General features: G+C 66.4%; 11 protein-coding genes. All 11 read left to right on the forward strand.

The genetic code is table 11. The features are described from left to right. Positions 1-60: 60 nt before the first annotated feature. The 11 genes from mraZ to murC are packed head-to-tail and all read left to right on the forward strand — an operon-like array spanning position 61 to position 12,922. Entirely contained in the window at positions 61-489 is a 429-nt protein-coding gene (gene mraZ, locus AC1DIX_RS12735; protein ID WP_442122207.1) for a division/cell wall cluster transcriptional repressor MraZ, read from the forward strand. Positions 490-498: 9 nt separating this feature from the next. Next, entirely contained in the window at positions 499-1,455 is a 957-nt protein-coding gene (gene rsmH / locus AC1DIX_RS12740) for a 16S rRNA (cytosine(1402)-N(4))-methyltransferase RsmH (RefSeq protein ID WP_442122208.1), read from the forward strand. Continuing rightward, positions 1,452-1,724 carry a cell division protein FtsL gene (gene ftsL / locus AC1DIX_RS12745; protein ID WP_442122209.1) on the forward strand — a complete coding sequence of 91 codons (273 nt, stop codon included), beginning with the start codon at positions 1,452-1,454 and terminating at the stop codon, positions 1,722-1,724. Before rsmH ends, ftsL begins: the two co-directional genes overlap by 4 nt. After that, positions 1,721-3,508, forward strand: a complete 1,788-nt coding sequence (locus AC1DIX_RS12750) for a peptidoglycan D,D-transpeptidase FtsI family protein (RefSeq protein ID WP_477324698.1) — start codon at positions 1,721-1,723, stop codon at positions 3,506-3,508. The genes ftsL and AC1DIX_RS12750 overlap by 4 nt, the downstream gene beginning before the upstream one ends. Beyond that, positions 3,508-5,052 (forward strand): UDP-N-acetylmuramoyl-L-alanyl-D-glutamate--2,6-diaminopimelate ligase, encoded by a 1,545-nt coding sequence (locus tag AC1DIX_RS12755; protein WP_442122211.1) that lies wholly within the window; start codon positions 3,508-3,510, stop codon positions 5,050-5,052. Before AC1DIX_RS12750 ends, AC1DIX_RS12755 begins: the two co-directional genes overlap by 1 nt. Then, a complete protein-coding gene (locus tag AC1DIX_RS12760) occupies positions 5,053-6,537 on the forward strand; it encodes a UDP-N-acetylmuramoyl-tripeptide--D-alanyl-D-alanine ligase (protein WP_477324700.1) in 1,485 nt (494 codons plus the stop codon). It begins immediately after the preceding gene. After that, positions 6,538-7,707 (forward strand): phospho-N-acetylmuramoyl-pentapeptide-transferase, encoded by a 1,170-nt coding sequence (mraY, locus tag AC1DIX_RS12765; protein ID WP_477324702.1) that lies wholly within the window; start codon positions 6,538-6,540, stop codon positions 7,705-7,707. A 22-nt stretch (positions 7,708-7,729) separates the two neighbouring features. Continuing rightward, a complete protein-coding gene (gene murD / locus AC1DIX_RS12770; protein WP_477324704.1) occupies positions 7,730-9,226 on the forward strand; it encodes a UDP-N-acetylmuramoyl-L-alanine--D-glutamate ligase in 1,497 nt (498 codons plus the stop codon). Continuing rightward, the gene (gene ftsW / locus AC1DIX_RS12775; protein WP_442122215.1) at positions 9,226-10,449 is read left to right on the forward strand and encodes a putative lipid II flippase FtsW; all 1,224 of its coding nucleotides are present in this window, start codon (positions 9,226-9,228) and stop codon (positions 10,447-10,449) included. Before murD ends, ftsW begins: the two co-directional genes overlap by 1 nt. Beyond that, positions 10,446-11,528, forward strand: coding sequence for an undecaprenyldiphospho-muramoylpentapeptide beta-N-acetylglucosaminyltransferase (murG, locus tag AC1DIX_RS12780; protein ID WP_477324925.1), 1,083 nt, complete (start codon positions 10,446-10,448; stop codon positions 11,526-11,528). The genes ftsW and murG overlap by 4 nt, the downstream gene beginning before the upstream one ends. Further along, positions 11,525-12,922 (forward strand): UDP-N-acetylmuramate--L-alanine ligase, encoded by a 1,398-nt coding sequence (gene murC / locus AC1DIX_RS12785; protein WP_477324706.1) that lies wholly within the window; start codon positions 11,525-11,527, stop codon positions 12,920-12,922. The genes murG and murC overlap by 4 nt, the downstream gene beginning before the upstream one ends. Positions 12,923-12,924 lie beyond the last annotated feature (2 nt).

Genomic DNA, 12,924 nt, shown 5'->3' on the forward strand with positions numbered 1-12,924 from the left:
TCAGAATCTCCCGGCGCCTAAAACTAACAAACTGATAACTCTTCAAAACTAGGTAAATACGTGTTTCAGGGCGCGTCAGCGATCAATCTCGATGCGAAGGGGCGGATGTCAATACCGTCCAAGCACCGTGACGCCTTGTTGCAGCAGTGTGAAGGCCGTATGACGCTCACGAAACACCCACATGGTTGCCTGTTGTTCTTCCCGCGCCCGGTTTGGGAAGAACATCGCGAACAGATCGCCTCCTGGCCGATGTCCGCCAGGGCGTGGCAACGCATTTTCCTGGGTAACGCCTGCGATGTCGAGTTGGACGCGTCGGGCCGGGTGCTCATTTCGCCCGAACTTCGCAGCGCGGTTGGCTTGGAGAAGGAAGTCATGATGCTCGGGATGGGTACCCATTTCGAGATCTGGGACGCCGTAAAACTGGCCGCAGACGAGGCCGTAGCCGTCGCCGGCGGCATGCCCGATGTCCTTTCCAATTTCTCCTTTTAAGGCACCGCCATGAACGCTATTCCGGTGCCTGAATTGCAGCATCGTACGGTGCTGCTTGACGAAGCAGTCGATGCGCTGAACCTCGAAGGCGAGCGCGCATCCGGTACTTATATAGATGGCACGTTCGGCCGCGGCGGTCACAGCCGGCTGATCCTGTCGAAGCTGGCCCCGCAAGGGCGCCTGATCGCCTTCGACAAGGACCTGCAGGCGATCGCCACCGCCGAACAGATTATTGACCCGCGTTTCACGATCGTGCACGACAGCTTTGCGACGATGGTTGACGCACTGGCGGCACGCGGAATCGCCCGGGTCGACGGCATTCTGCTGGACCTCGGCATCTCGTCGCCCCAGGTGGACGACGCCAGCCGCGGTTTCAGCTTCCGCAACGACGGTCCCCTGGACATGCGGATGGATACGACACGGGGCATCTCGGCCGCCGAATGGCTGGCCGTGGTGGACGAAAGACAACTGGAAAAGGTGATTCGGGATTATGGGGAAGAACGGTTTGCTTTTCAGATTGCAAAGGCGATTGTTGCTCGCCGGGCAGTCGAGCCAATTTCAAGCACACGACAGCTTGCCGCAATCGTGGCAAACGCGGTCAAAACCCGGGAGAAAGGCAAGGATCCGGCAACCCGCACCTTTCAGGCTGTCCGGATTTTCATCAATCAAGAGCTTGAGGACCTTGAAGCAGGTCTGAACGCTGCCTACGAGCTGCTCGCGCCCGCGGCGCGCATGTCGGTCATCAGCTTCCATTCGCTGGAAGACCGCATGGTGAAGCAGTTCCTGGCATCGAAGGCCAAGGTCGAGCAGCCGGACCGCCGGCTGCCGATCCGCGCCGTCGATCTGCCTCAGCCCTTGATGAAGCTGGTCAAGAAGACCAAGCCGTCCGGCCCCGAGGTCGAGGCCAACCCGCGCGCCCGCTCGGCGGTGCTGCGCGTGGCCGAGCGGCTGGGAGGTCCGGCATGATCGGCAAGATCAACGTCGTGCTGACCACGGTGCTGGTCGGCTGCGCGCTGTCGGTCGTGAACGCCCGCTACCAGCGCAACCACCTCGTCAACGACATCGAAAAACTGGCGACCCAGCAGCGCCAGCTCGACATCGACTGGTCGCAGCTCCAGCTCGACCAGTCCACCCTCGGCAAGAACGAGCGCATCGAGCAGATCGCGCGCGTCAACCTGAACATGGCGCCCCTGAGCCCGGCGCGCACGCAGTACCTGACGGAAGGCGGCAAATGAAGTCGAGCGCCGGCAATTCCCGCTCCAATTCCCGCGTCGCCGCCTCCAAGGGCGTGGCATTCTCGAAGAGCCCGGTGCTCGCCGTGCGCCTGCCCGACTGGCGCTCGCGCGTCGTGCTGTTCGTGCTGTTCTCCGCCTTCGCGGCCCTGGCCGGCCGCGCGCTGTGGGTCCAGATCGCCGACAATAAATTCCTGCAGGAGCAGGGCGCCAACCGCTACATGCGCACCCAGGAACTGCCGGCCACGCGCGGCAAGATCTTCGACCGCAACGGCATGGTGCTGGCGTCTTCGCTGCCGGTGAAGTCGGTCTCGGTGTTCACCGAAGATTACAAGGCCAATCCGGCCTCGCCGCAAACGGTGCGCGAACTGGCGCGCCTGCTCGAGATGCCGGAAGCGGAGCTGCAGAAGAAGCTGAATTCCGAGCGCAGCTACGTCTACCTGAAACGCCAGGTCGAGATGGACGTCGTCGCCAAGATCGAGGCGCTCGGCATCGACGGCCTCGACACCCGCAAGGAATACAAGCGCTACTACCCGCAGGGCGAGGTGATGGCCCACATGGTCGGCTTCACCAACGTCGAGGACGTGGGCCAGGAAGCGATGGAGCTGGCGCAGCAGAAGTCCCTGGCCGGCCAGCCGGGCAGCCGCCGCGTGATCAAGGACCGCCTCGGCCGCATCGTCGAAGACGTCGGCATGTCGCGCGAGCCGCACGACGGCAAGGACCTGACCCTGTCGGTCGACAGCAAGCTGCAGTACATCGCCTTCAACAGCATCAAGAACGCGGTCGAGAAATTCCACGCCAAGGCCGGCGCCGCCGTGGTGCTGGACGTGCACACCGGCGAGGTGCTGGCGCTGGCCAACTGGCCGACCTACGATCCGAACAACCGCGCCCACCTGACCGGCGAGCAGCTGCGCAACCGCGTCATCACCGACACCTTCGAGCCGGGTTCGACCCTGAAACCCTTCACGGTCGCGCTGGCGCTGGACAAGGGCCTGATCACGCCGCGCAGCACCTTCGATACCGGCAACGGTCGTTATCTCACCGGCGGCCACGTCATCCGCGACACCCATGCGCACGGCGTGATCGACGTCGGCACCATCATCCAGAAGTCGTCGAACATCGGCACCACCAAGATCTCGGAGATGCTGTCGGCCGAGGAAATGTGGGAGATGTTCACCAAGGTCGGCTTCGGCCAGGCGCCGCGCTACGGCTTCCCGGGCGCCGCCGCCGGCCGCGTGCGCCCGTACAAATCCTGGCGCACGGTGGCGAAGGYCAACATGTCCTTCGGCCAGGGCATCTCGATGTCGCTGCTGCAGCTGGCCCACGCCTGGCTGGTCTTCGCCCGCGACGGCGACATCATTCCGCTGTCCTTCCAGAAGGTGACCGAGAAGCCGGTCGGCCAGCAGATCGTCTCGGCCAAGACCGCGAGCCAGATGCGCGTCATGGTGGAATCCGTGGTGAGCCCGGAAGGCACGGCGTCGCAGGCCCAGGTGGCGGGCTACCGCGTGGGCGGCAAGACCGGCACCGCGCAGAAGGTGGTCGATGGCCGCTATTCGCAGACCCACTACGTCGGCAATTTCGCCGGCATCGTGCCGATGTCGAACCCGCGCTTCGTGATCGCGGTGATGATCGACGACCCGAGCGGGCCTTTCCACACCGGCGGCGCGGTGGCGGCGCCGACCTTCGCGACGCTCGCGGCGAATGCGCTGAGGGCGGCGAACGTGTCGCCCGACTCGACGGTCACGGACATCATCATCCCCGAACATCCACTCGAGGAGAGTAATTGATGGCGAACCTGAACGACATCTGCCGATGGATCCGCGCCGCCGCACCAGGCGGCCGTCTCGTTTCCGACTCCCGCCGCGTGGGCCGCGGCGACGTCTTCTTCGCCTATCCGGGCGAGGGCGCCGCCGATGGCCGCAACTACATCCGCTCGGCGCTCGAGAAGGGCGCGGCCGCGGTGGTTTTTGAAGCGCGCGATTTCGCCTGGACCGAGTCGGACGCCATTCCCCATCTGGCGGTGCCCGGACTGAAGAAGAATGCCGGCGCCATCGCCCATGCTTGCTATGGCCAGCCGGACGCCGGCATGTTCACCGTGGGCGTGACCGGCACCAACGGCAAGACCTCGATCGCACTGTGGACGGCGCAGGCGCTGGCCCGCCTGGGCGGCGTCGACGAAGGCGTGGGCGTGATCGGCACCCTGGGCATCGGCCTGGTGCGCGCACGCTTGGAAGCCGAATTCGACGCCACCGGCTACACTACGCCCGACGCGGTGCTGCTGGCGACCCGCCTGGCCGGCCTGCGCGATGCCGGCGCGCGCGCGCTGGCGATCGAGGTGTCGTCGATCGGCCTGGTCGAGGAACGCACCGCCGGCATGCATTTCGACGTCGCCGTGTTCACCAACCTGACCCGCGACCACCTCGACTATCACGGCGACATGGCCAGCTACGAAGCGGCCAAGCTGAAGCTGTTCGAATGGCCGGGCCTGAAGCACGCCGTGCTGAACCTGGACGACCCGGCGGGCGGCCGCATCGCGGCCCACCTGCGCGCCAACCACCCGCAGGTGGCCGTCACCGGCTACACCGTGCGCGGCGAAGACGAGCAGCCGGCAATCGACGGCGTGAGCATGCTGCGCGCCTCGCAGCTGCGTTCGCGTCCGGCCGGCACCGAGTTCCACGTCGACACGCCGGCGGGCAGCGCCCTGGCCCGCACCCGCCTGGTGGGCCACTTCAACGTCAGCAATGCGCTGGCGGTGCTGGGCGTGCTGCTGGCCAAGGGCGCGCCGCTGCGCGCCGCGCTGGACGTGATCGAAGGCTTGGCCCCGGCCCCGGGCCGCATGCAGCAGATCGGGGGGGCGGATGCACCGCTGGTCGTGATCGACTACGCGCACACTCCGGACGCGCTGGAAAAGGCGCTGGCTGCGCTGCGCCAGGTGGCGCATGACCGCGGCGGCCAATTGTGGTGCGTGTTCGGCTGCGGCGGCGACCGCGATCCGGGCAAGCGCCCGCAGATGGGCGCGATCGCCCAGATGGCCGACCACGTGCTGGTGACCAGCGATAACCCGCGCAGCGAAGAGCCGCGCGCGATCATCGAGCAGATCGTCGCCGGCATGGACCCGCACCATCCGGGCTCGACCCACCAGGCGATCGAGGATCGCGCCGCCGCCATCCTGTCGGCGGTGAAGCATGCCGGCAAGCCGGACGTGATCCTGCTGGCCGGGAAGGGGCACGAGCCCTACCAGGAAATCAAAGGCCGGAAGATTCCTTTTTCCGATGCCGACCACGCCGCGCTGGCCCTGAGCGCGCGGTTGACGATGATGAGAGTAAGTTAAATGCGCGGCACGCTCGAAGAATTGAAGAAAGCGCTCACCGCCTCGATGGCTGAAGTGCGCATGACGCGCGACGCCGCCTTCGAAGGCGTGTCGACCGACAGCCGCACGGTACAAGCCGGCGCGCTGTTCGTCGCGCTGCGCGGCGAAACCTTCGACGCCCACGACTTCCTCGACCAGGTCGCTGCCAGGAATGTGGCGGCGGTGGTGGTCGAGAAGCTCCCGGAAAACTTCCCGCTGCCGGCCCTGGTGGTGCCGGACACGCTGGCGGCCCTGGGCCGCATCGGCAATGCGTGGCGCAGCCAGTTCGATATCCCGGTCATCGGCGTCACCGGCAGCAACGGCAAGACCACGGTCAAGGAAATGATCGCCTCCATCCTGGCCGCCGCCTTCGGCGAGGAAGCGCGCCTGGCCACCCAGGGCAACCTGAACAACGAGATCGGCGTGCCGCTGACCGTGATGCGCCTGACCGGCGCGCACAAGGCCGCCGTGGTCGAACTGGGCATGAACCACCCGGGCGAAATCGCCCGCCTGGCCGCCATCGCGGCGCCCACCGTCGCCCTGGTCAACAACGCCCAGCGCGAGCACCAGGAATTCATGCACACCGTGGAAGCGGTGGCGCGCGAGAACGGCTCGGTGCTGGCGGCCTTGCCGGACACCGGCGTGGCCGTGTTTCCGGGGGATGATGAGTACACGGGCTTGTGGCGTGGGCTGGCTGGCGATCATGAGGTGCTGACCTTCGGCCTGTCCGAAGGCTGCGACGTTCGCGCCACGTATACGCCGAACAGCTTTGGTGCTGACCTCACAGTTACGTCGTCCCCGCGCAGGCGGGGACCCAAGTCTGGCGCCGCTGACGAGCAAGCAAACCTGGATTCCCGCCTTCGCGGGAATGACGTTCAAGAGCAAGTGGCCGGAAGTGACGCGCAAACGTTCACGATCAAACTCTCCGCCGCCGGCGAACACAACGTCCGCAACGCCCTGGCCGCCTGCGCCTGCGCACTGGCCGCCGGCATTCCGGTCGACGCCATCGTGCGCGGCCTGGAAGCATTCGCGCCCGTCAGCGGCCGCCTGCAGCGCAAGCAGGCCGCGGTCGGCGCCACCGTGATCGACGACACCTATAACGCCAACCCGGATTCGGTGCGCGCCGCCATCGACGTGCTCGCAGGGGCTGCCGCCCCGCGCATCCTGGTGCTGGGCGATATGGGCGAAGTCGGCACGCAGGGACCGCAGTTCCATGAAGAGATCGGTGCCTACGCGGCAAGCCGCGGCATCGAGTCCGTCCTCGTCACCGGCGCATTGGCGCGCCACATGACGGGCGCGGGCGCGCAACACTTTGAGCAGTTCGACGATTTATTGGCAGCACTGGACAAGCAACTGGGCAGCAAATCCGACGCAACTGTGTTGGTGAAGGGCTCGCGCTTCATGAAGATGGAACGCGTGGTCCAACATCTCGTTCAATCACAAAACACTGGCAAGGATTCTCACTAAATGCTTCTCTGGCTCGCACAATATTTCCAGGACTATATCGGTCCGATGCGGATTTTTAACTACATCACCTTCCGCGCCGTGTTCGCGACCATCACCGCGATCGCCATCGGCCTGCTGTGCGGCCCGGCGGTGATCCGCAAGCTGACCGAGATGAAGGTCGGCCAGGCGGTGCGCACCTACGGTCCGCAGACCCACCTGGCCAAGCACGGCACCCCGACCATGGGCGGCGTGCTGATCCTGATCGCCATCGGCGTCTCGACCCTGCTGTGGTGCGACCTGTCGAACCGCCTGATCTGGCCGGTGCTGGTGGTTACGCTCGGCTTCGGCGCGATCGGGTGGGTCGACGACTACCGCAAGGTGGTCTACAAGGACCCGGAAGGCATGCGTTCGGGCGAAAAATACTTCTGGATGTCGCTGATCGGCATCACGTCCTCGCTGTACCTGGCATTCTCGGTCTCGGCCGCGACCCCGTGGGAAGTGTGGCAGCTGTTCTTCGCCTGGGTGCAGTCGGGCTTCTCGATGGACCTGCCGCCCAAGGCCGACCTGATCGTCCCCTTCTTCAAGAGCATCAGCTATCCGCTGGGCGTGTGGGGCTTCATCGCGCTGACCTATTGCGTGATCGTGGGCGCCTCGAACGCGGTCAACTTCACCGACGGCCTGGATGGCCTGGCCATCATGCCGACCGTGATGGTGGGCGGCGCCCTGGGCCTGTTCGCCTACCTGACCGGTAACGCCACCTATTCGAAATACCTGTTCATCCCGCACATCCCGGGCGCCGGCGAACTGCTGATCTTCTGCGGCGCGATGGCGGGCGCGGGCCTGGCCTTCCTCTGGTATAACGCGCACCCGGCGCAGATGTTCATGGGCGACGTCGGCGCGCTGGCGCTGGGCGGCGCGCTCGGCACCATCGCCGTCATCGTGCGCCAGGAAATCGTGCTGTTCATCATGGGCGGCGTGTTCGTGGCCGAGACCCTGTCGGTGATCATCCAGGTGAGCTGGTTCAAGTACACCAAGAAGCGTTACGGGGCCGGCCGCCGCGTGTTCCTGATGGCGCCGCTGCACCACCATTTCGAACAGAAGGGCTGGAAGGAAACCAAGGTCGTGGCGCGTTTCTGGATCGTGACCATCATCCTGGTCCTGATCGGCATCTCGACCCTCAAACTGCGTTAAACCGGGAATTGTTGACCGAACGATGAACTACGAAGGCAAAACCGCACTGGTACTCGGACTTGGCGAATCGGGCCTCGCGATGGCGCAATGGCTGGCGCGTTGCGGCGCCCAGGTGCGCGTGGCCGATACGCGTACCGAGCCGCAGCGCCTGGTCGCGCTGCGCCAGGCCGTGCCGACTGCGGACTTCATCGGCGGCGCCTTTAGCGTCGCGCTGCTGGACGGCGTCGACTTCGTCGCCGTCAGCCCGGGCCTGGCGCCGGAACGCGAACTGGCCGAGATCGCACCGGGCGCGGCCGCCCGCAATATCCCCGTGTGGGGCGAGATCGAACTGTTCGCCCAGGCGCTGTCCGACCTGAAGACCACCCGCGGCTATGCGCCGAAAGTCATCGCCATCACCGGCACCAACGGCAAGACCACGGTGACGAGCCTGACCGGCCTGCTGTGCCGCCGCGCCGGCTTCACCACCCGCGTGGCCGGCAACATCAGCCCGGCCGCGCTGGACGTGCTGCGCGAAGTCCTCGACAAGGAAGAATTGCCGCAGACCTGGGTCCTGGAACTGTCCAGCTTCCAGCTGCACACCACCTTCAGCCTGAACCCGGATGCCGCCACCGTCCTGAACCTGACCCAGGACCACCTGGACTGGCACGGCAGCATGACCGCCTACGCCTTCGACAAGGCGCGCATCTTCGGCAAGGACACGGTCCGCGTGCTGAACCGCGACGACGCCACCGTGATGCGCATGACGAATCCGGATGTGCAAGTCACCACCTTCGGCACGGGCGAACCGGACGCGCCGGGCAGCTTCGGCCTGGTGAACGAGCGCGGCGTGCTGTGGCTGGCGAATGCGAATCCGGCCGAGGAGCCGGAGAAGAAGCGCAAGAAAAATGAGCCGGAAGAGCCGCAGGAAGTGGTGATCAACCGCCTGATGCCGGCCGACGCCCTGCGCATCCGCGGCATCCACAACGCCTCCAACGCGCTGGCCGCGCTGGCCCTGTGCCGCGCCTGCGGACTGCCGCTGGCGCCGTTGCTGCACGGCCTGCGCGAATACCGGGGCGAGCCGCACCGCGTCGAACTGGTCGCCAGCATCGACGAGGTCGAGTACTACGACGACAGCAAGGGCACCAATGTCGGCGCCACCGTCGCCGCGCTGGAAGGCCTGGGCCAGACCTTCGGCGAGACCGGCCGCCAGATCCTGCTGATCGCCGGCGGCGACGGCAAGGGCCAGGACTTCGCACCGCTGGCCGGTCCGTGCTCGCGCTACGTGAAGGCAGTGCTGCTGATCGGCCGCGATGGGCCGGCGATCAAGGCCGCCATCGAAGCGAGCGGCGTGCCGTGCTTCGACCTGCCGGGCCTGCCGGAAGCGACCCGCCGCGCCGGCGGCCTGGCCAAGCCGGGTGACGTGGTGCTGCTGTCGCCGGCCTGCGCCAGCCTGGACATGTTCACCAATTACGCGCACCGCGCCCAGGTCTTCGTCGACACCGTGCGCGAGATCGCGCTCGAGAAGGGGCAGGACATCTGATGGCCTTCCAGCTTCCCTTCAAGTTTGGCGGATCCTCGGACGATGCGGCGATCGCCGCGCGTGCGCGGCCGTCGCGCATGATGGAATACGACCAGCCGCTGGTATGGGTCGTGGTCCTCTTGATGCTGTTCGGGATGGTGATGGTGTATTCGGCCTCGATCGCGCTGCCGGATTCGCCCAAGTTCGCCTACCTGGGCGGCAAGAACAACTACTTCCTGCTGCGCCAGGCGATGTTCATCGCGGTCTCGCTGCTGTTCGGCCTGTTCGCCTTCCGCATCCCGGTGGCGGTATGGCAGCGCTTCGCGCCGCTGATGTTCGTCGTCACCCTGATCATGCTGGCCATCGTGCTGGTGCCGGGCGTCGGCGTCTCGGTGAACGGCGCGCGCCGCTGGCTGCCTTTGCGAATCGGCCAGCCGTCCGAGATCATGAAGGTGGTGGCGGTGCTGTACGCCGCCGACTTCACGGTGCGCAAGCAGCAATACATGCACAAGCTGACCAAGGGCTTCATGCCGATGGCCGCCGCGATGGCGCTGGTCGGTGTGCTGCTCCTGCTCGAGCCCGACCTCGGCGCCTTCGGCGTGATCGTCTGCATCTCGATGGGCATCCTGTTCCTGGGCGGCTTCAACATGATCTGGTTCGGCGGCATCGGCGCCGTGCTGGTAATGGTGTTCTCGACCATCATCGCGCTCTCGCCCTTCCGCCGCGCCCGCATGTTCGCCTACATGAATCCGTGGGAAGAGGGCAATGCGCTCGACAAGGCCTACCAGCTGACCCATTCGCTGATCGCCTTCGGCCGCGGCGAGCTGTTCGGCGTCGGCCTGGGCGGCAGCGTCGAGAAGCTGCACTACCTGCCGGAAGCGCATACCGACTTCATCATGGCCGTGATCGGCGAAGAGCTCGGCCTGGCCGGCGTGCTGGTCGTGGTCGGCCTGTTCTACTGGTTAGTGAAACGCGCGTTCGACATCGGCCGCCAGGCGATCGCGCTGGAGCAGCACTTCGCCGGCCTGGCCGCGAAGGGCATCGGCATCTGGCTGGGCGTGCAGGTCTTCATCAATATGGGCGTGAACCTCGGCCTGCTGCCGACCAAGGGCCTGACCCTGCCGCTGATGAGCTACGGCGGTTCCGGCCTGATGTTCAACTGCGTCGGCCTGGCGATCCTGCTGCGCATCGATTACGAAAACCGCGTCCGCATGCGCGGCGGCCGCCAGGGAGCGATCAAATRAGCAAGCGTCTGATGATCATGGCGGCCGGTACCGGCGGCCACATCTTCCCCGGCATCGCGATCGCCCAGTCGATGCGCGAGCGCGGCTGGGAAGTGAGCTGGCTGGGCACCGCCCACGGCATGGAGAAGGACATCGTGCCGAAGCACGGCATCCCGATGGACAGCATCGACTTCGCCGGCCTGCGCGGCAAGGGCCTGGGCCACACCATCGCCGGCGCCTTCAAGATGCTGGGCGCGTTTGCCGCCTGCCGCCGGTTCATTGCCGCCCGCAAGCCGGACGTGGTGCTGGGCATGGGCGGTTACGTGACCGTGCCGGGCGGGATGRTGGCGCGTTCGCGCGGCGTGCCGCTGGCGCTGGTGAATGCCGACGCCGCGCTGCTGCTGTCGAACAAGACCCTGACACCGATGGCCCAGCGCGTGCTGTTCGGCTTCCCGGCCGACTTCGGCAAAGCGGCCGGCAAGGCGGTCGTCACCGGCAACCCGGTGCGCAAGGAGATCCTGGAGATGCCGTCGCCGGGCCACCGCTTCGCGAATCGCAGCGGCCCGCTGAACATCCTGGTGGTGGGCGGAAGCCTCGGCGCGAAGGTCCTGAACGACAGCGTGCCGGCGGCCCTGGCCCTGATTCCGGAAGGCCTGCGCCCCGTCGTCACCCACCAGTCGGGCAAGAAGAACATCGACGCCCTGCGCGCGGCCTATGCAAGCGCCGGCGTGCAGGCCAATGTGGTCGACTTCATCGACGACATGGCGGCGGAGTACGCGAATGCCGACCTGGTGATCTGCCGCGCCGGCGCGATCACGGTGTCGGAACTGACCGCCGCCGGCGTCGCCAGCGTGCTGGTGCCTTTCATCGCCAGCACCACCAGCCACCAGCGCGACAACGCGGTCTGGATGGCGGGGCAGAAGGCGGCCATCCATTTGCCGCAGGGCGAACTGAACCCGCAGCAGCTGGCGAAGCTGCTGCAAACGACCTCCCGCGACGACTGCCTCCGCATGGCGGAAGCGGCGCAGGCAGTCGGCCGGCGCGACGCCAATGCGGCGATCGCGCAGGTGCTGGAAGAACTGAGCAAAGGCAGCAAATGAAACACAAGATCAAACACATTCACTTCGTCGGCATCGGCGGCAGCGGCATGAGCGGCATCGCCGAGGTGCTGCTGAACCTCGGCTACAAGGTGTCCGGTTCGGACCTGGCCTCGAACGCCGCCAGCCAGCGCCTGCTTGAACTGGGCGCGACGGTCCACATCGGCCACGCGGAAGAACACGTGCGCGGCGCCGATGCCGTGGTCACCTCGACTGCCGTCAACGAAGCGAACCCGGAAGTGGTGGCCGCACGCGCCGCCAAGGTCCCGGTGGTGCCGCGCGCCATCATGCTGGGCGAACTGATGCGCCTGAAGCGAGGCATCGCGATCGCCGGCACCCACGGCAAGACCACCACCACCAGCCTGGTGGCTTCGGTGCTGGCCGAAGGCGGCATGGATCCGACCTTCGTGATCGGCGGCCGCCTGAACAGCGCCGGCGCCAACGCCAAGCTGGGCACCGGCGACTATATCGTGGCCGAGGCCGACGAGTCCGACGCCTCCTTCCTGAACCTGTCGCCGATGATCGAGGTGATCACCAACATCGACGCCGACCACATGGACACCTACGAGCACGACTTCGAGAAGCTGAAGGCGGCGTTCGTGAACTTCACCCACCGCCTGCCGTTCTACGGCCGCGCGATGATGTGCATCGACGACGTCAACGTGCGCGCCATCCTGCCGCAGGTGACCAAGCCGGTGACGACCTACGGCTTTTCGGAAGATGCGGAGGTACGCGCGCTGGACGCCCACGCCGACGGCACCCGCATGCGCTTCACGGTGCGCCAGGAAGGCTATCCGGACACCACCTTCGTGCTGAACCAGCCCGGCATGCACAATGTGCTGAACGCCTGCTCGGCGATCGCGATCGCGCGCGAGATCGGCGTCCCGGACGAAGCCACGGCCAAGGGCCTGGCGGAGTTCCGCGGCGTCGGCCGCCGCTTCACCCGCTACGGCGAGATCCCGCTGGAGTCCGGCGGCAGCTTCACCCTGGTGGACGACTACGGCCATCATCCGGTCGAAGCCCAGGTGACCCTGGCGGCCGCGCGCGCGGCCTATCCGGGGCGCCGCCTGCTGCTGGCCTTCCAGCCGCACCGCTATACCCGCACCCGCGACCTGTTCGAGGACTTCGTCAAGGTCCTGGCGGCGCCGGACGTGCTGCTGCTGGCCGAGGTGTACGCGGCCGGCGAAACCCCGATCGTGGCGGCCGACGGCCGTGCGCTGGCGCGCGCGCTGCGCGCCGGCAGCCAGATCGAACCGATTTTCGTGGAATCGATCGCCGACATGCCGGCGACGATCCTGAAGGTGGCGCGCGACGGCGACGTCGTGCTGACCATGGGCGCCGGCTCGATCGGCGGCGTTCCGCACCAATTAACACTGCTTCAAAAGGTAGCGAATTAAGA

It is taken from the genome of Massilia sp. 05N420, assembly GCF_056397205.1.